General features: G+C 63.2%; 16 protein-coding genes. 10 read left to right on the top strand and 6 right to left on the bottom strand.

The features are described 5' to 3' along the window. Window positions 1-17: 17 nt before the first annotated feature. The gene (locus N436_RS24375; RefSeq protein ID WP_110742158.1) at window positions 18-704 is read right to left on the bottom strand and encodes a YggS family pyridoxal phosphate-dependent enzyme; all 687 of its coding nucleotides are present in this window, start codon (window positions 702-704) and stop codon (window positions 18-20) included. 65 nt (window positions 705-769) lie between these two features. Here N436_RS24375 and N436_RS24370 point away from each other — a divergent pair, with 65 nt between their 5' ends. After that, a complete protein-coding gene (locus N436_RS24370) occupies window positions 770-1,768 on the top strand; it encodes a type IV pilus twitching motility protein PilT (RefSeq protein WP_110742157.1) in 999 nt (332 codons plus the stop codon). A 124-nt stretch (window positions 1,769-1,892) separates the two neighbouring features. Here N436_RS24370 and N436_RS24365 read toward each other — a convergent pair whose 3' ends face one another. Next, window positions 1,893-2,519, bottom strand: coding sequence for a C40 family peptidase (locus N436_RS24365; protein ID WP_105946449.1), 627 nt, complete (start codon window positions 2,517-2,519; stop codon window positions 1,893-1,895). 166 nt (window positions 2,520-2,685) lie between these two features. Here N436_RS24365 and N436_RS24360 point away from each other — a divergent pair, with 166 nt between their 5' ends. After that, window positions 2,686-3,105, top strand: a complete 420-nt coding sequence (locus N436_RS24360) for a TM2 domain-containing protein (RefSeq protein ID WP_110742156.1) — start codon at window positions 2,686-2,688, stop codon at window positions 3,103-3,105. A gap of 143 nt (window positions 3,106-3,248) precedes the next feature. On the opposite strand, the gene N436_RS24350 is transcribed toward N436_RS24360, so the two are convergent. The 3 genes from N436_RS24350 to N436_RS24340 all read right to left on the bottom strand — a co-directional run bounded on the left by N436_RS24350 (window position 3,249) and on the right by N436_RS24340 (window position 8,024). Continuing rightward, entirely contained in the window at window positions 3,249-3,947 is a 699-nt protein-coding gene (locus N436_RS24350; protein ID WP_016712504.1) for an SPOR domain-containing protein, read from the bottom strand. Window position 3,948: 1 nt separating this feature from the next. After that, on the bottom strand, window positions 3,949-5,685 hold the full coding sequence (gene argS, locus N436_RS24345; RefSeq protein WP_110742154.1) for an arginine--tRNA ligase: 1,737 nt from the start codon (window positions 5,683-5,685) through the stop codon (window positions 3,949-3,951). Window positions 5,686-5,804: 119 nt separating this feature from the next. After that, window positions 5,805-8,024, bottom strand: a complete 2,220-nt coding sequence (locus N436_RS24340) for a primosomal protein N' (RefSeq protein ID WP_110742153.1) — start codon at window positions 8,022-8,024, stop codon at window positions 5,805-5,807. Window positions 8,025-8,191: 167 nt separating this feature from the next. Between N436_RS24340 and rpmE the strand changes: the two genes are divergently transcribed. From rpmE to N436_RS24325, 3 genes are all read left to right on the top strand, one after another. Then, window positions 8,192-8,407, top strand: coding sequence for a 50S ribosomal protein L31 (rpmE, locus tag N436_RS24335; RefSeq protein WP_012274639.1), 216 nt, complete (start codon window positions 8,192-8,194; stop codon window positions 8,405-8,407). Between the two features lie 2 nt (window positions 8,408-8,409). Then, window positions 8,410-9,231: a thermonuclease family protein gene (locus N436_RS24330; protein ID WP_110742152.1), complete on the top strand. Its 822-nt coding sequence runs from the start codon at window positions 8,410-8,412 to the stop codon at window positions 9,229-9,231. Window positions 9,232-9,409: 178 nt separating this feature from the next. Further along, window positions 9,410-10,678 carry a malic enzyme-like NAD(P)-binding protein gene (locus N436_RS24325; protein ID WP_060498054.1) on the top strand — a complete coding sequence of 423 codons (1,269 nt, stop codon included), beginning with the start codon at window positions 9,410-9,412 and terminating at the stop codon, window positions 10,676-10,678. A 223-nt stretch (window positions 10,679-10,901) separates the two neighbouring features. Here N436_RS24325 and N436_RS24320 read toward each other — a convergent pair whose 3' ends face one another. Then, window positions 10,902-13,355 carry a penicillin-binding protein 1A gene (locus tag N436_RS24320; protein WP_110742151.1) on the bottom strand — a complete coding sequence of 818 codons (2,454 nt, stop codon included), beginning with the start codon at window positions 13,353-13,355 and terminating at the stop codon, window positions 10,902-10,904. Between the two features lie 191 nt (window positions 13,356-13,546). On the opposite strand from N436_RS24320, the gene pilM reads away from it, so the two are divergent. The 5 genes from pilM to aroK are packed head-to-tail and all read left to right on the top strand — an operon-like array spanning window position 13,547 to window position 17,689. Continuing rightward, entirely contained in the window at window positions 13,547-14,428 is an 882-nt protein-coding gene (gene pilM, locus N436_RS24315) for a type IV pilus biogenesis protein PilM (protein ID WP_110742150.1), read from the top strand. After that, window positions 14,425-14,961, top strand: a complete 537-nt coding sequence (locus tag N436_RS24310) for a PilN domain-containing protein (protein ID WP_110742149.1) — start codon at window positions 14,425-14,427, stop codon at window positions 14,959-14,961. The genes pilM and N436_RS24310 overlap by 4 nt, the downstream gene beginning before the upstream one ends. Before the next feature lie 11 nt (window positions 14,962-14,972). Continuing rightward, the gene (locus tag N436_RS24305; RefSeq protein ID WP_105946477.1) at window positions 14,973-15,974 is read left to right on the top strand and encodes a pilus assembly protein PilP; all 1,002 of its coding nucleotides are present in this window, start codon (window positions 14,973-14,975) and stop codon (window positions 15,972-15,974) included. Beyond that, window positions 15,898-17,166 (top strand): type IV pilus secretin PilQ, encoded by a 1,269-nt coding sequence (locus N436_RS24300; RefSeq protein WP_110742148.1) that lies wholly within the window; start codon window positions 15,898-15,900, stop codon window positions 17,164-17,166. The genes N436_RS24305 and N436_RS24300 overlap by 77 nt, the downstream gene beginning before the upstream one ends. Window positions 17,167-17,170: 4 nt before the next feature. Next, on the top strand, window positions 17,171-17,689 hold the full coding sequence (aroK, locus tag N436_RS24295; protein ID WP_110742147.1) for a shikimate kinase AroK: 519 nt from the start codon (window positions 17,171-17,173) through the stop codon (window positions 17,687-17,689). The last annotated feature ends 7 nt before the right edge of the window (window positions 17,690-17,696 follow it).

Below are 17,696 nucleotides of genomic sequence, written 5' to 3'. Positions count from 1 at the left end.
GTGAGTGAAGCATGGAATCAGGTGTTGCCGTAGTCGCGTGCACCGAACAGGGCGGTACCGATACGCACCCAGGTCGCACCCTGAGCAATCGCCGCTTCCAGGTCGTGGCTCATGCCCATCGACAAGGTATCCAGGCCAAGGCCCAAGCCTTCTTGCAGCGTGCGCAGGCTGGCGAAGGCGGCCTCCTGGGCGGCGCGATCATCAGTGGGTTCGGGGATTGCCATCAGCCCGCGCAGGCGCAGGTTGGGCAGCGCGGCCACGGCCTTGGCCAGGGCCGGCAGGTCGGCGGGGGCGCAGCCGGACTTGCTGTCTTCGCCGCTGACATTCACCTGCAGGCAGATGTTCAGTGGCGCCAGCCCGGCAGGGCGCTGCTCGGACAGGCGTTGGGCGATTTTCAGGCGGTCCACGGAATGCACCCAGTCGAAATGCTCGGCAATGGCTTTGGTCTTGTTCGACTGAATGGGGCCAATGAAGTGCCAGATCAAGGGCAAGTCGCTGAGCGCCTGCTGCTTTGTCAGCGCTTCCTGTAGGTAATTTTCCCCGAAGTCACGCACGCCGGCAGCATGGACCTCGCGGATGGCGCTGGCGGGCTTGGTCTTGCTCACAGCCAGCAGCTGGACGCTGGCCGGATCACGCCCGGCTGCCTGGGCAGCACTGGCGATACGGGCGGAAATCGCGGAAAGGTTGTCTGCTAGGGTGGACATGGATGGATGCCGGCAGCTGTAGGGTTTGCGGCATTCTACCTACTTGAAGGCCTTTGGGGAGTCTCATGGATGTGACCGACCTGTTGGCCCGGGCCGTGGAGGCGGGGGCTTCGGACCTGCACCTGGCGGCGGGCCAGATACCGATGCTGCGCCTGGACGGTGAATTGCAGCGCATGAACTTGCCGCCGCTGGTGGCAGCAGACCTGGCCGATGGCATGGCGCCCTTGTTGGCAGAGCAGCAAAGGCGGCAATGGGCCGAGGGTGATGAACTGGACCTGGCGCTGGCGTTGCCCGCGCTCGGTCGTTTTCGGCTGAACCTGTTTCGTCAGCTGAATGGCCCCGGGGCAACCTTTCGGCTGATCCCCGGGCGGATTGCCACGCTAGATGAACTGGACCTGGGGGATGTGTATCAAGCTGTTGCGCACTGCCGAGATGGCTTGATCCTGGTGGGTGGGCCAACCGGCAGCGGCAAGTCCAGCACCTTGGCGTCGCTGCTTGACCAGCTGAACCGCGAACGGGCGCTGCACATCATCACCCTCGAAGACCCGGTCGAAGTTATCCACAGCAGCCAACGCAGCCTGGTCAATCAGCGTGAGATTGGCCGCCACAGCGGCGGCTTTGCCCAGGGGCTGCGCAGTGCCCTGCGACAGGACCCGGATGTGATCATGATCGGCGAATTGCGCGACCTGGAGACCGTTCGCCTGGCTTTGCGCGCGGCAGAGACCGGGCACCTGGTGCTGGCGACGGTGCATACGCGTTCGGCAGTCAACAGCGTTGATCGGTTGGTGGAGGTGTTTGCTGCCGAGGAAAAGCCGTTGGTGCGGGCGATGCTGGCCGAGTCGCTGCGCCTGGTGGTGGCGCAGGTGCTGGTCAGGCGCGTAGGTGGCGGGCGGGTGGCGGTGCGGGAAGTGCTGGTGGCGACGACAGCGGTGCGTAACCTGGTGCGTGAGGGGCGGATGGCGCAATTGTGTTCGGTGATGCAGGCGGGTGGTGCAGAAGGGATGCGGACGATGGAGGGGGCAATGCGAGGGCTGAAGCAGAAAGGGTTGATCGAGAATTTATAGTGCTTGCTCTGGCCCTATCGCCGGCAAGCCAGCTCCCACAGGTACAGCACAGCTTTTGAAAACTGTGAAGGAACCTGTGGGAGCTGGCTTGCCGGCGATAGGGCCAGTACAGACAGAGCAAGGGTCAGCGCTTGGCCAGGCTCAGCTGCTGCTGTTCTTTGGGCAGCACCCGCTTGGCCACTACGTAGTGCTTTTGCCAGTAAGGCTTGCTCAGGGTGTCGATGCTCACCCGCTTGCCACGCCGTGGCGCATGGATGAAGCGGTCGTTGCCCAGGTAGATGGCAACATGGTTCACCCGGCGGCTCTTGATGTTGAAGAAGATCAAGTCACCAGGCTTCAGGTCACCCTTGGCCACCTTCACGCCGTGGCCTTGGGCCATGGCATTGGAGGTACGCGGCAGGTCGACGTCGGCAACATCGTTGAAGGCGTATTTGACCAGGCCACTGCAGTCGAAGCCTTTTTTCGGGCTGCTGCCACCCCAAACGTAAGGGGTGCCGAGCACATTCACCGCACGGCTGAGCACATCGCTGCTCTGCTTCGGCGACATGGCAGCAACAGGCGCACCGCGACTGCTGGCAGCGTTGCTCGGGCGCGCGCGCAGGGTGGCCTGCTTGGTTGGCGCATGTCTCACCGAGGCATTGGTGGTGTAGCCGGTGAAACCGTTGGGAAGACGTTGCTCACGATTGGTGGCGTGGGCGGCCAGGGGCAATAATAGACAGAGGGTCAGCCATGTCTTGAATAAAGGCGGCATAGATGAAGCTCTTATGAATAGTTATGTGTTGGGCGCGCAACTTTATAACAGCTTTTTGATCAATCTTTGATCCGTTGGTCGATTGCCCGGCTGCCGTACGTCGGCCTGCGACGAGAAAGTCACATTTTTTTTTAGAAAATTTTCAGATAACCCACGAGGGCTATGAATGAACAGTTATCAACAGGGTGTGCCCTATCACGACACTCACAGCAAGACCATCGGCTACCTGCTGTGGATTTTCGGCTTCACCGGCTCACATCGCTTCTACTACGGCAAGCCGATTACCGGGACGATCTGGTTCTTCACCTTCGGGCTGCTAGGCATTGGCTGGTTGATCGACCTGTTTTTGATCCCGTCCATGGACCGTGAAGCCGATCTGAGGTTCCAGTCCGGGCGTATCGACTACAACATCGCCTGGATCCTGCTGACCTTCCTCGGGGTGTTTGGCCTGCACCGGCTGTATCAGGGCAAGTGGATCACCGCGATCATCTACTTCTTTACCGGCGGGCTGTTCCTGGTGGGGGTGCTGTATGACTTCTGGACGTTGAACAGCCAGGTTTCCGAGAGGAATGCGGGGAGGGGGTAATGCAAAGCCCTTGTGGGAGCGGCCTTGTGTCGAGAAAGGGCCGCAAAGCGGCCCCAGGGTTTCAGCCATTGTGCTGAGGGTGTCGGGGCTGCTTTGCAGCCCTTTCGCGACACAAGGCCGCTCCCACAGGGCCCCTTTTGGGGCTACTGGCGGGTTTGTCGCTGCTGCAGCAACAGGTTGCTGAACCCTGCCCCGGACAATTGCTTTTGCGCTCCGGTCAGCTGCTCGCGGTTGCTGAACGGACCCACCAGCACGCGGTACCAGGTTTCGTCCTTGACCGTACCCGACTCCACCTTCACCGACTGGCCCAGCAGGATGATCTGCGCGCGCACTTTGTCGGCATCGGCCTGCTTGCGGAACGAGCCGGCCTGCAGGAAGTACTGGGTGGTGGCTGCGGGCTTGATCACCGGTGGTGCCGGTGGCGGGGTCTGGCCGAGCAGGGCCGCCTGGGCCCGTGCGGTGTCGATTTTCGCCGCTTCTGCTGGCGTCACCGGGGTGACCGGCTGGGCCGGCACCGGTGGCGTTTTCTCCGGCACGGCCTCTGGCGGCACGATCACCTCGGACTCCGGCAGCAGGGTGTAGAAGTCGTATTTCGGCTTCACCGGCTGCTGCGGGGAGGGCTGCGCTGCCTTGCTCGCTTCGGCCACTTTCTCAGGCTTTTGCTGCTCGGGCTTGGCGCGCTTGATGTCTTCGCTACCAGGTTCGAGCTTCATCAGGAACACGATGAATGCGCCTACGGTCAGGCCGACGGCCAGCCATACCCAGCCGGGGATCGGCTGTTTGGCCGGCGCCGTCTGGCGGCTGGCGCCGCGCTTGGGTGCGGGTTTTTTCTTGGCAGCCAACTTACATGCGCTCCAGGGTTTCCAGGCCGAGCAGTTCCAGACCTTGTTTGAGGGTGCGGCCGGTCAGGGCAGCCAGGCGCAGGCGGCATTGCTGCTGCTCTGGGGTGTCCGCAGCGAGGATCGGGCAGTTCTCGTAGAAGCTGGAGAACAGGCCGGCCAGGTCGTACAGGTAGCTGCACAGTACGTGCGGCGTGCCCTTGTCAGCGACGTTGTTGAGGATTTCGCCAAACTGCGCCAGGCGTGCGGCCAGGTCCTGCTCGTGGGCAGCCTGGAGCACGATGTTGCCGTCGACTTCGTCAAAGCCCTTGCCCAGCTTGCGGAACACGCCAGCCACGCGGGTGTAGGCGTACAGCAGGTAAGGGGCGGTGTTGCCTTCGAAGTTGAGCATCAGCTCGAAGTTGAAGCTGTAGTCGCTGGTGCGGTGCTTGGACAGGTCGGCGTATTTCACCGCGCCGATACCTACCACTTCACCGATGTGGCGCAGGTCTTCGTCGGCCAGGCTCGGGTTCTTTTCCTTGACCAGCGCATAGGCGCGTTCCTTGGCCTCGGTAAGCAGGTCGATCAGCTTCACGGTGCCGCCGTCACGGGTCTTGAACGGGCGGCCGTCGGCGCCGTTCATGGTGCCGAAGCCCATGTGTTCCATCTGCATCGGGTGGCCGACAAAGCCTGCACGGCGTGCCACTTCGAACACCTGGTTGAAGTGCAGGGCCTGGCGCTGGTCGACGAAGTACAGGGCGCGGTCGGCCTTGAGCACGTTGCTGCGGTAGCGCACGGCGGCCAGGTCGGTGGTGGCGTACAGGTAGCCGCCGTCGGCCTTCTGCACGATGACCGGCAGTGGCTCGCCTTCGCTGTTCTTGAACTCTTCGAGGAACACGCACTGGGCGCCCTGGTCTTCGACCAGCAGGCCTTTGGCCTTGAGGTCGGCCACCACGTTGGCCAGGTCGTCGTTGTAGGCGCTTTCGCCCATCACGTCGGCCATGGTCAATTTGACGTTGAGCAGCTCGTAGGTCTTCTGGCAGTGCGACAGCGAGATGTCCTTGAAGCGCGTCCACAGGGCCAGGCAGTCCGGGTCGCCGGCCTGCAGCTTGACCACCAGGCCGCGGGCGCGGGTGGCGAACTCTTCCGACTCGTCAAAGCGCTTCTTGGCGGCGCGGTAGAAGTTTTCCAGGTCCGACAGCTCGTCGCTGGTGATCGGATTTTCCTGCAGGTAGGCCATCAGCATGCCGAACTGGGTACCCCAGTCGCCCACGTGGTTCTGGCGAATGACGTTGTCACCCAGGAATTCCAGTACGCGAGCCACGCTGTCACCGATGATGGTCGAACGCAGGTGGCCGACGTGCATCTCTTTGGCCAGGTTCGGCGCCGACATGTCGATGACGACTTTCTCGCTCGGGCCGGCCTTGCGCACGCCCAGGTGGGCATCGGCCAGGGCAGCGTCCAGGCGGTTGGCCAGGGCGTCGGTGTTCTGGAAGAAGTTGAGGAAGCCAGGGCCGGCAATCTCGACCTTGCTGATGTCGGCGCTGGCCGGCAGGGCATTGATCAGCTTTTCGGCCAGGTCACGCGGCTTCATGCCCGCCTGCTTGGCCAGCATCATGGCGATGTTGCTGGCGAAATCGCCGTGGGTCTTGTCCCGGGCGTTTTCCACCTGGATCGCCGGCGACAGCCCTTCAGGCAGCACACCGTCGGTGACGAGTTGGGTGAGGGCTTGCTGGATCAGCTGGCGAATGGTGTCTTTCATGGGGATCTCTTTTCGACCGCAAGCGCGGTGAGCGCCTGGATGCGCAGGTGGAAAAACTGGGCATTATCCGTGGCTGGGAGCGGGTTGCCAACCTTTGGGGCTGCAAAGCAGCCCGGACGTCAGTACAGGTCGACCGGGTCGACATCCAGTGACCAGCGCACCTGGCGCCCGCTCGGCATCTGCTCCAACACTAGCAACCAGGCGCTGATCAGTCGATGCAAAGGCGCCCGGGTATTGGCCTGTATCAACAGTTGCGCACGGAAGCGCCCGGCGCGGCGCTCCATGGGGGCCGGTACTGGGCCTAGCAGTTCGATACCTGGCAGGCATTGTTCGGCCACCAGGCGTTCGGCCGCGGCGCAGGCTTCGTCGAGGAAGCCTTCGGCCTGCCCCGGCTTGTGGGCTTCGGCGCGCAACAGCGCCAAATGAGAATAAGGTGGCAAACCGGCGGCGCGGCGTTCGTCCAGGGCCTGTTCGGCAAAGGCGAAGTAGCCCTGTTCGGTAAGCTGCACCAGCAGCGGGTGGTCGGCCAGGTGGGTCTGGATGATGACCTTGCCGGGCTCTTCGGCACGCCCGGCACGCCCGGCCACCTGCACGATCAACTGCGCCATGCGTTCGCTGGCGCGGAAATCACCCGAGAACAGCCCGCCATCGGCGTCGAGGATGGCCACCAGGGTAACCCGTGGGAAGTGGTGACCCTTGGCAAGCATCTGCGTGCCGACAAGGATGCTCGGCTGGCCACGCTGGATGGTGCTGAACAGGTTGTGCATGGCGTCCTTGCGCGCCGTGCTGTCGCGGTCCACCCGCAGGATCGGGTAGTCCGGGAACAGCACCTTCAGGCGTTCTTCGGCGCGCTCGGTGCCGGCACCGACCGGGCGCAGGTCCACGTGGTTGCATTGCGGGCACTGGTGCGGCAGGCGCTCGTCATAACCGCAGTGGTGGCAGCGCAGCACGCCGGAGCGCTGATGCACGGTCATGCGTGCGTCGCAACGCGGGCATTCGGACAGCCAGCCGCAATCGTGGCACAGCAGGGTCGGGGCGAAGCCGCGGCGGTTGAGGAACACCAGCACTTGCTGACCGGCTTCCAGGGTCTGGCGGATGGCCTGCTGCAGCGGGCCGCTGATACCGCTGTCCAGCGGCAGGCTTTTCACGTCCAGGCGCAGCATGCGTGGCGGGCGGGCACCACCGGCACGCTGGTTCATGCGCAGCAGGCGGTAGCGGCCGGTCAGGGCGTTGTGCAGGGTTTCCAGCGACGGCGTGGCAGAGCCGAGCAGGATCGGGATGTTTTCCTGGTGGGCGCGCACCAGTGCCAGGTCGCGGGCGTGGTAGCGCAGGCCCTCCTGCTGTTTATAGGAGCCGTCGTGCTCTTCGTCGATGATGATCAGGCCGGGGTTTTTCATCGGCGTGAACAGTGCCGAGCGGGTGCCGATGATGATGTCGGCCTCGCCGTCGCGCGCTGCCAGCCAGGCGTCCAGGCGTTCGCGGTCGTTCACCGCCGAATGCAGCAGGGCAATACGGGCGTTGAAGCGTTGCTCGAAGCGCGCCAGGGTTTGCGGGCCGAGGTTGATTTCGGGGATCAGCACCAGCGCCTGCTTGCCGGCTTCCAGGGTTTCGCGGATCAGTTGCAGGTAGACCTCGGTCTTGCCGCTGCCGGTGACGCCGGCCAGCAGGAACGCGCCGAAGCCGCCAAAGCCCTCGCGTACGGCCTCGAAGGCATCGCGTTGTTCTTCGTTGAGCGGCAGTTCCGGTTGTGCCAGCCAGTGTTCGTGGCGCAGTGCCGGCAAGTGGCGACGGACCTCGACCTGTACCAGTTCCTTGGCCAGTAGCAGGTCGAGGCTGTCCTTGTTCAGGTTGAGCTTGGCCAGCAGGGTGTGGGCCACGCCATGCGGGTGCTGGGCCAGGGTCTTGAGGGCGTCGCGCTGGCGCGGCGCGCGGGCAATGCGAGGGTCTTCCAGGCGCGCGCCGGGGGCAATGTGCCAGAAGCGCTCCTGGCGCATTTCGGCGGGTTCGCCCTGGCGCAACAGCGTGGGCAAGGCCCAGCTCAGGGTGTCGCCCAGGCTGTGCTGGTAGTACTGGGCGGTCCACAGGCACAGCTTGAACAGCGACGCCGGGATGGGGGACACCGGGTCGAGCAGGGTGCTGGCCGGTTTCAGCTTGTCGGCAGGCACTTCGCTCTGTGCGCATACCTCCACCAGCACACCGATCATTTCGCGGCGGCCAAAGGGCACGCGGATGCGCATGCCCGGGGTCAAGGCCTGGCGCGCCATGCTCGCCGGCGCCTTGTAGTCGAACAGGCGGCGCAGCGGGGAGGGCAGGGCAAGGCGCAGGATGACGTCGGACACGCAAAAAGTCTCGGAGGGCGTTACAAGAACTGGCGAGCCTAGCAGACGACGGTCGGTGCAAGCGACATCTTGCACTGACGCTGTGCTCTGGTATTATTCGCCGCCTAATTACGTGCGGTATTCAACAATTGGTGTTGGGTGGCGGCACGCAGCTCGAGGAAGTGACCATGAAAGAAGGTATCCACCCGAACTACGAAGTAGTTGCAGTCACCTGCAGCTGCGGCAACAAGTTCGAAACCCGTTCGACCCTGGGCAATGTCCTGTCGATCGACGTTTGCAACCTGTGCCACCCGTTCTACACCGGTAAGCAGAAAGTCCTGGACACCGGCGGCCGCGTACAGAAGTTCGCCGATCGCTTCGGTATGTTCGGTACCAAGAAGTAATCATGCGCATGGCGAACCCCTCGGGTTTCGCAGTGCTGCAAAAAAAGGCGCCCTTTGTGGGCGCTTTTTTTATGGGCGTCATCTGGGCTTTTCCCGCCATGGCATTCTGCCCGCTGCCGCAGCAGCCACAGCAGGTGCTGGTGCGCCAGGTGGTGGATGGCGATACCGTGCGCCTGGCCGATGGCCGCAGTGTACGCCTGATTGGCATCAATGCCCCGGAAATTGGCCGCAACGGGCGCACCAGCGAGCCTTATGCCGAGGCTGCGAAGCGGCGCTTGCAGGCGCTGGTCAAGGCCAGTGACGGGCGTGTCGGGCTGGTGCCAGGCGTTGAGGCCAAAGACAAATATGGCCGCACACTGGCGCATATCTACGGTCGCAATGGCGACAATCTGGAAGCGCAGTTGCTGAGTGAGGGTTTGGGCTACCGCGTGGCAGTTGCCCCGAATGTACGTCTCAGCGGTTGCCAGCAACTTGCCGAGCAAGCGGCGCGCAAGGCAGGCAGCGGCTTGTGGCGCCGTTCGCCCGTGGTGCCGGCAGGGGAGGTCAGGCAGCCGGGTTTTGCTGTGGTTGGTGGCCGCATCAAGGGTATCGAACGCAACCGTGGCGGTGTCTGGCTGACCCTGGACGACGCCGTGGTGCTGCAGGTTCCCGCTCGTCTGCAACGCAACTTCCCCGCCAGCTTCTTCGATAACCTCAAGGGACGCCAGGTCGAGGCGCGTGGCTGGGTGCTGGATCGTTCCCGCAAGGGCGGCCTGAAGCCCGGGCAGCGACGCTGGGTGTTGTCATTGACCGATCCGAGCATGTTGGAGCGTATTTCAGGCTAAAAGATGTAGACATTTCGCTATTGGATTGTACACACTGTGAGCCGTATGCCCCCGTGGGTTATAGCGTAAAGTCGTAGGCTAAAGGCCTTGACACAAGTGACCGACCAGTCTTGTGACTCCCCGGCTCTTTGCGTATCCTCGGCGGTCCGTCAGAACAGTAAATAGCGGAATGCCCACCATGTCAGACCTGAAAACCGCCGCTCTCGAATACCACGCTCAACCTCGTCCGGGGAAACTGAGCGTCGAGCTCTCCAAGCCCACTGCCACCGCCCGTGACCTCGCCCTGGCCTACAGCCCAGGTGTTGCAGAACCCGTGCGTGAAATCGGCCGTGATCCAGAGCTGGCTTACAAGTACACCGGCAAAGGCAACCTGGTTGCGGTGATTTCCGATGGCACCGCCATCCTCGGTCTGGGCGACCTCGGCCCACTGGCTTCCAAGCCGGTCATGGAAGGCAAGGGTGTTCTGTTCAAACGTTTCGCCGGTATCGACGTATTCGACATCGAAGTCGAATCGGAAAGCCCGCAAGCGTTCATCGACACCGTTCGCCGTATTTCGATCACCTTCGGTGGCATCAACCTCGAAGACATCAAGGCGCCTGAGTGCTTCGAGATCGAGCGCACCCTGATCGAACAGTGCGACATTCCGGTGTTCCACGATGACCAGCACGGTACCGCCATCGTGACCGCTGCCGGCATGATCAACGCCCTGGAAATCGCTGGCAAGAAGCTGGAAGACGCCAAGATCGTCTGCCTGGGTGCTGGTGCAGCCGCCATCTCCTGCATGAAGCTGCTGGTGAGCATGGGTGCCAAGGTCGAGAACATCTACATGATCGACCGCAGCGGCGTGATTCACGCTGGCCGTGACGACCTGAACCAGTACAAGGCTCAGTTCGCCCACGCTACCGACAAGCGCACCCTGGCTGATGCCCTGAACGGTGCTGACGTGTTCGTAGGCCTGTCCGGCCCGAACCTGCTGAGCCCGGAAGGCCTGAAGTCGATGGCGGCCAACCCGATCGTGTTCGCTTGCTCGAACCCGGACCCGGAAATCTCGCCAGAGCTGGCGCACGCCACCCGTAACGACGTGATCATGGCCACCGGTCGTTCCGACTACCCGAACCAGGTCAACAACGTGCTGGGCTTCCCGTTCATCTTCCGTGGTGCTCTGGACGTTCGCGCCAAGCGCATCAACGAAGAAATGAAGATCGCTGCCGCTATCGCCCTGAAAGACCTGGCCAAGCTGCCAGTGCCGAAGGAAGTGTGCGAAGCATACGGCGTCGAAGGCCTGGAGTTCGGCCGTGAGTACATCATTCCGAAGCCGCTGGACGCACGCCTGATCACCGTCGTTTCCGACGCTGTGGCCAAGGCCGCCATCGAATCCGGCGTGGCTACCCTGCCGTATCCGAAGCACTACCCGCTGACCAGCGTGGATGACGTGTTCAACGGCTGATTGCCGCTGTAGCGACATGAAAAAGCCCCGGCTCGTATGAGCCGGGGCTTTTTATTGGCCGAAATATCGGCTTACGCTGTCTGTGTAGGAGCGGCCTTGCGTCGCGAAAGGGGTGCGAAGCACCCCCAGGATTTATGCATCAAGCAGATATTGCTGGGGCCGCGTTGCGGCCCTTTCGCGACGCAAGGCCGCTCCTACACGGACAGTGTTTGCCTGTCGGCCCTTAGAACAGGTCCATCGGCGCCGCTTCATCCGCTGGCAGTGGGCTGCCCGGTGCTGCGCCATTGCCCAGCTCATCCACCGACGGCGGCGAGTCTTCGGCCTTGAACAGCTCGAAGTACGCATTCGGCGTGCTCGGCGAGGCAGCGCGGCCACTGACCGGGTCCACACGCAGGCTGAGGATGCCTTCCGGCTCTGCTGGCGCATGCGCCGGCTTGTCCTTGAGCGCCGCGCCCATGAAGCTCATCCAGATCGGCAAGGCCGCCGTACCGCCGTATTCGCGACGGCCGAGGGTTTCTGGCTGGTCGAAACCGACCCACACGGTGGTCACGTAATCGGCGTTGTAGCCGGAGAACCAGGCGTCCTTGGATTCGTTGGTGGTACCTGTCTTGCCCGCCAGGTCGGTGCGGCCCAGTGCCAGCGCCCGGCGGCCGGTGCCGCGCTTGATCACGTCCTGCAGCATGCTGGTGAGGATGTAGGTGGTGCGCCCGTCGATGATCTGCTCGGCCACCGCAGGTGCTTGAGGTGCATTCGCAACCTGGCTGAAGGCCGGTGGCGCCTCACCTGGCATGGCGGCGGTGCTGATGGGTTGTTCGGGTGCGGCCAGGCCCGCCTGGTCTTCAGCACCCTGCGGTACGCGGGCCGGGTTGGCGGTGAACAGCGTTTCGCCGCTGCGGCTTTCGATGCGGTCGATCAGGTACGGGGTGATCTTGTAGCCGCCGTTGGCGAATGTGCTCCAGCCGGTGGCGATTTCCATCGGGGTCAGGGTGGCGGTGCCCAGGGCCAGCGACAGGTTGCGTGGCAGGTCCTGCTTGTTGAAACCGAACTTGGCAATGTAGTCGATGGTGCGGTCTACACCCATGGCCTGCAGCAAGCGGATCGACACCAGGTTACGCGACTTGTACAGCGCTTCGCGCATGCGGATCGGGCCAAGGAAGGTGTTGGTATCGTTCTTCGGCCGCCACACTTTGTCCACCGACTCGTCGACGAACACGATCGGCGCATCGTTGACCAGGGTGGCGGCCGTGTAGCCGCTGTCCAGTGCGGCACTGTAGATGAACGGCTTGAAGCTCGAACCCGGTTGGCGCTTGGCCTGCATGGCGCGGTTGTAGTTGCTCTGCTCGAACGAGAAGCCGCCAACCAGCGCACGAATGGCGCCGTTGTAAGGGTCGAGGGTGACCAGGGCGCTTTGTGCGCCAGGCACCTGGCTGAACTTGAGCTTGCCATCGTCCAGACGCTGCAGGCGCACCAGGTCGCCGACCTGGGCCACGTCGGCCGGCGACTGCGGTGTACGGCCCTGGGCGTTGCTGTTGATGAACGGGCGCGCCCACTTCATGGTGTCCCAGGCAACCTCGGCTTGCTGGCCGTCGCGGGTCAGCACCTTGAGGCCGGTTTTTTCGACATGGGTGACGATGGCCGGCTCCAGGCCCCCAAGGATGCGCTGCTTGCCCAGTTCCTGCAGCCAGGCTGCCTGGGTGCGGCCCGGGAAGCGGGCTTCGGGGCCGCGGTAACCGTGGCGCTCGTCGTAGTCGGAGAGGCCGTTGAGGATGGCCTTGTTGGCCATTTCCTGCATGTCGCTGGGCACTGTGGTGGTGACGCGGAAGCCTTCGGTGTAGGCGTCGCTGCCATAACGGCCGACCATTTCCGCGCGGGCCATTTCAGCGATGTAGGGGGCATTCACCTCAGGCGTCGGCACGTGATAGCTGGCATTGAGCGGCTCGGCCAGGGCAGCCTGGTAGCTGGCTTCGTCGATCTTGCCCAGCTTGTACATGCGGCCAAGGATCCAGTCGCGGCGCTCCTTGGCGCGCACCGGGTTGGCCAGTGGGTTGAAGCGTGACGGTGCTTTGGGCAGGCCGGCGATCATGGCCATCTGCGCCAGGCTCACGTCGCGGATCGACTTGCCGTAATACACCTGCGCGGCAGCGTCGATGCCGTAGGCGCGGTTGCCCAGGTAGATCTTGTTCACGTACAGCTCAAGGATCTCGTCCTTGGTCAGCTCGCGCTCGATCTGCAGGGCCAGCAGGATCTCGTTGGTCTTGCGCGAGAAGCTGCGTTCGCTGGTGAGGAAGAAGTTTTTCGCCACCTGCATGGTGATGGTGCTGCCGCCGGTCTGGATATGCCCGGTTTTTACCAGCTGGGTCGCCGCGCGCATCAGGCTGCTGGGGTCGACACCGTAGTGGTTGAGGAAATTGTCATCCTCGGCTGACAGAAGTGCCTGAATGAACTGTGGCGGAATTTCCGCGAAGCGGATCGGCGAGCGGCGCATTTCGCCAAACTCGGCAATCAGCTTGCCATCGCTGCTGTACACCCTGAGGGGGATCTGCAACTGGATGCTTCTGAGCGACTCGACCGAGGGCAGGCTGGGGCTAAGATACAGAAACGCACCGCTCACACCGAGTACGAGCGCGCAGATGACTGCGACGGAAGACCACCAGAAGAACTTCAGCAGACGTATCAAGGCTTTTCGGTGTCCAGGTTGAGAGTGGATTGCACGCAGGTCCGGCGGACCAGAAAACGCTGGGCATTATAAGCATTTTTTCGCCTCTCCGGGTTACCGGCCAGGCTGCCCGTCGCCCCGATGAGCAGCCCTGGCCCAGTGTTACCGCGGGGTTGCGACAGACCGCTGCGACACGCAGCAAGGAAGCCGCGATGTTAGGACGCTTCGGCAAGGATGCCGGTTCACTGGTGGGGGTAGAAATTGCACCGGACGCTGTTCGGGTTGTACAGCTTCAGCGGCGCAGCCGGCGTTGTCGGGTGCTTGCCTCGGCGCAGGAACCGTTCGAGTCAGCGGCGGGCAAGGATTGGACAGCGGAGCCTGCTGCGGTGGTGGCAGCCTTGCGTCGTGCCTACCGGCGCAGTGGTCTCAGGCAGCGACGGGTAGCGTTGGCGTTACCCGCCAACCAGGTGATCTGCAAGCTGTGTCATCTGCCGATGGAGCAGGCTGGTGTGGGGCTGGAGGCGCAGTTGCTGGCCGATGCCGAGCGGCTGTTTCCGTTTCCGTTGGAGGACCTGGCCCTGGATTTTCAGGTGTTGAGGGCGTCTCGCGTGCAGCCGGGATGCGCCGAGGTGATGGTGGCCGCATGCCGGCAAAGTGCGTTGGCGTCACTGGAGGCCATCGTCGACGAGACAGGGTTGCAGCTGGAAGCCGTCGAGGTCGATAACATCGCCCTGTGCCGCATGTTGCCTCAGGGGTGCTTCGAAGGCTCGGCATTACTGCGTGTAGAGGCACATGGTGCAGTTCTGTATGACTGGCATCCCGGTCGGCCCAGCCAGCGTCGTGAATTGCAAACGCAGGGGCAGAAGGGGATGGGGCCGCTGTCGGAGGCGCTGCATGCGCTGCTTGCCGATGAGCATTTGCCTGCGGGCCTGTGGATAACCAGCAGTTGTTCGCTGGATCCTGACTGGCTGCAAAGCCTGGGCCGTCAACTGAAAACGACGTGCCGGCATTTGCCTGGCCAGGCCGGGCTTGAGCATGTCGACGGGTCGATGCTGCTGGCTTGCGCCCTCGCTTATGGAGGATTGCGGCCATGATGCGACTGAACCTGCTGCCTTGGCGTGAGCGGCAGCGCCAGGCCACGCTTCGGCGTTTTCGCTCCCGCTTGGTCGCTGGCGCCATTCTGGCGCTGTGCGCGGTGATGCTGGTCGACCAGTTGGCCCGTCAGCGCGGGCAGCAGCAGGCGCTGTCCAACACCCGGCAACAGGCCGCGCTTGAACGCCTGGCCGAGCAATTGCGGCCGTTGGATGATGTGCGTGCACAGCATCAGGCGCTACTTGAGCGTTTGGCTGCGCTTGAGCGTTTGCGCACTCAGCAGGGCATTCTGGGTGATGTGTTCACTGAGCTCGAAGGGGCGCTGCCGATGGGCGTGCAGCTTCTTGACCTCAGCCTGGAAAACGGCCACTTGCAGCTGGCCGGGCTGGCTACCTCCGGCGCCGTGGTTGCGCAGTTCATGCGCGACCTGGAACATTCGCGTGTTCTGCTCGACCTGGAACTCAAGCGCATCAGGAGCGTGCCGGGTGGCGATGAGTTTCTGTTGGCCGCGCGCGTTTCGGCGTTCTGGTCGTGAATGTGGCGCCGATCTTTGCCTGGCTGGCGGTCGCCGAGCACTCCAGGCGTATCAGGTGCCTGGCGCCAGCCATGGTCGCTGTGCTGGTGTTCGGTCTGGGTTGCGCGTTGCGCCTGCCAGCAGCGCTCCAGCAACAGGCACAAGAGGCGTCCAGGCAAGCCTCATTAGATGAACAGCAGTCAGCCAGCACGGCGAAGCTGGTCGAGCTGGAGCAACTGCGGGCAGCGCTGATTGTTTCCGAGCAGGCGTTGCTGGAGGCTCACTGGCACCTGGCCAGCGGGGAGGACATGAGCGACTTGCTCGGCAGCCTGGCTTCGTCGGGGCATGCGCACGGCCTACTGGTCGAGCGGTTCGATGTGCATGAAAGCGAGCAGCAGGCAGGCTACCGCAAAACACCCCTGCAGGTGCAGGTGATGGGGCCTTACACGGCTTTGCGTCAATGGCTGCACGACTGGCTGGGCCAGGCGCGCCTGCTGCGCAGTGGCGACATCAACCTTTCTATTGTCGAGGGGCAGCCAAGGCTTTTGCGCCTGCAACTGGGTGTAGAGGCCTTCGAGGCAGCCGCACCGGTGCCGGCACCCGAGGCGTTTGCACGCACCTCGGCCAGGGCCGCCACACCAGAACCTGTGGTTGACCCCTTCACGCCAGCAGCGAGACGAATGGCCGGCTTTGGGCTGGGCAGTGTGCCGTTGGCGCAATTGGAAATGGTCGGCAGCCTGTCGCGCGGGATGTCGCACGAGGCGCTGCTGATGGCGGCTGGCAGGCTCTATAGGGTTCGGGCAGGCGAGCGTTTAGGGCGTAACCACGGTGTGGTGGAGCGGGTCGACCAAGGCCAGGTCGAGGTACGCGAACGGCTGTTCATGGCGGGGGTGTGGCATGAGCGCACAGCGTTTATCACCCTTGCAAAGCGCCTGGGCAAGGAGGCCCCGGACCGGAATGAAAATGTTGATGAAATGGGTGTTGGCAGCCCTGCTGCCGATCCCGCTGGCGTCGGCGATGCCTTACCAGGGTGAGCCCCTGTCTTTGAACTTCCAGGATGTGGAAGTGCGCTCGGTGCTGCAGGTGCTGGCTGATTATGCGGGCGTCAACCTGGTTGCGGGTGACGATGTACAAGGTAACGTCACCTTGCGTTTACAGGATGTACCTTGGGATCAGGCACTCGACCTGGTGTTGCGAAGCAAGGGCCTGGCCCGGCGGCAGGAGGGTAATGTACTGCTGGTGGCGCCTGCGGCAGCGTTTGCCGCGCAGCCGTTCGATGCCCCCGTGGGGCTGGAGCCGGATGCGCAGGTGCAGCCGCTACGCCGTGAGCTGATACCGATCCATCATGCCAAGGCCGCCGAGCTGGTTGAGCTATTGCTGACCAGCCTGGCGGATGACGGCACCCTCACTGTCAGAGGCAGCCTGGCTGTCGACGAGCGCACCAACACACTGGTGGCGTACCAGCCCGCCGACCGCCTGGCGGAACTGCGGCAGCTGGTTGCGCAACTGGACGTGCCGGTGCGCCAGGTGGCGATCGAGGCGCGTATCGTCGAAGCCAACGTCGATTACGAGAAAAGCCTCGGGGTGCGCTGGGGCGGGCCGCTGTATAGCGAAAACCTGCGGCCGGGCCAGGAGCTGTTTGTCGATCTTGGTGTGGAGCGTGCGGGCAGTAGTCTCGGTCTGGGCCTGCTGCGTGGCGACGTGTTGCTCGACCTGGAGCTCAGCGCCATGGAAAAAAGCGGCAACGGCGAGATCATTTCGCAGCCCAAAGTGGTAACGGCCGACAAGGAAACGGCCAGGATCCTCAAAGGCACCGAGGTGCCTTACCAGGAGACCAGTCAGAGTGGCGCCACCTCGGTGTCGTTTCGTGAAGCCTCGCTGTCGCTGGAGGTGACACCGCAAATCACCCCGGACAACAAGGTGATCATGACCGTCAGGGTGACCAAGGACGAGCCGGATTACGTCAATGCCTTGAACAGCGTGCCGCCGATTCGCAAGAACGAGGTCAATGCCAAGGTTCGCGTGGCGGACGGTGAAACGATCGTGATTGGTGGCGTGTACTCGACTTCGCAAAACAATGTGGTCGACAAGGTGCCATTTTTTGGCGATCTGCCGTATGTTGGGCGGCTGTTTCGACGCGATGCATTACAAGAGAAAAAATCCGAGCTGCTGGTCTTCCTGACTCCGCGTATCATGAGTGACCAGGCGATTGCTGTGAGTCGTTGATTCTGTGCGAAATTTGATACTTGTGGGGCCCATGGGCGCTGGTAAAAGCACCATTGGACGCCTTTTGGCCAAAGAGCTGCGCCTGCTGTTCAAGGATTCCGACAAGGAAATCGAACTGCGATGCGGCGCCAATATCCCGTGGATTTTCGACAAGGAAGGCGAGCCGGGTTTTCGTGATCGCGAGCAATCGATGATCGCCGAACTGTGCGCGCTTGACGGCGTGGTCCTGGCCACCGGCGGCGGCGCGGTGATGCGCGAAGCCAACCGCCAGGCATTGCACCAGGGTGGCCGGGTGATCTACCTGCACGCCTCGGTGGAGCAGCAGGTTGGCCGCACCGCGCGCGACCGCAATCGCCCGCTGCTGCGCACCGCCAACCCCGAGGCGACCTTGCGTGCACTGCTGGAAGCGCGCGACCCGCTCTACCGCGAGATCGCCGACCTGGTGGTGGAAACCGACGAGCGGCCGCCACGCATGGTGGTGATCGACATTCTCGAGCGCTTGCAGCAGTTGCCGCCCCGTTAACCCGGGA

The sequence above is a fragment of the Pseudomonas sp. RV120224-01b genome (assembly GCF_003208145.1).
Taxonomy (GTDB): Bacteria; Pseudomonadota; Gammaproteobacteria; order Pseudomonadales; family Pseudomonadaceae; genus Aquipseudomonas; species Aquipseudomonas monteilii.
This window is presented reverse-complemented; position numbering and strand designations above follow the sequence as displayed.

Excerpts from the sequence above, each read along its gene's own strand:
- N436_RS24375 (WP_110742158.1), bottom strand. The coding sequence starts at position 704 with ATGTCCACCCTAGCAGACAACCTTTCCGCGATTTCCGCCCGTATCGCC.
- N436_RS24370 (WP_110742157.1), top strand. The coding sequence starts at position 770 with ATGGATGTGACCGACCTGTTGGCCCGGGCCGTGGAGGCGGGGGCTTCG.
- N436_RS24365 (WP_105946449.1), bottom strand. The coding sequence starts at position 2,519 with ATGCCGCCTTTATTCAAGACATGGCTGACCCTCTGTCTATTATTGCCC.
- N436_RS24360 (WP_110742156.1), top strand. The coding sequence starts at position 2,686 with ATGAACAGTTATCAACAGGGTGTGCCCTATCACGACACTCACAGCAAG.
- argS (WP_110742154.1), bottom strand. The coding sequence starts at position 5,685 with ATGAAAGACACCATTCGCCAGCTGATCCAGCAAGCCCTCACCCAACTC.
- rpmE (WP_012274639.1), top strand. The coding sequence starts at position 8,192 with ATGAAAGAAGGTATCCACCCGAACTACGAAGTAGTTGCAGTCACCTGC.
- N436_RS24330 (WP_110742152.1), top strand. The coding sequence starts at position 8,410 with ATGCGCATGGCGAACCCCTCGGGTTTCGCAGTGCTGCAAAAAAAGGCG.
- N436_RS24325 (WP_060498054.1), top strand. The coding sequence starts at position 9,410 with ATGTCAGACCTGAAAACCGCCGCTCTCGAATACCACGCTCAACCTCGT.
- pilM (WP_110742150.1), top strand. The coding sequence starts at position 13,547 with ATGTTAGGACGCTTCGGCAAGGATGCCGGTTCACTGGTGGGGGTAGAA.
- N436_RS24310 (WP_110742149.1), top strand. The coding sequence starts at position 14,425 with ATGATGCGACTGAACCTGCTGCCTTGGCGTGAGCGGCAGCGCCAGGCC.
- N436_RS24300 (WP_110742148.1), top strand. The coding sequence starts at position 15,898 with ATGAAAATGTTGATGAAATGGGTGTTGGCAGCCCTGCTGCCGATCCCG.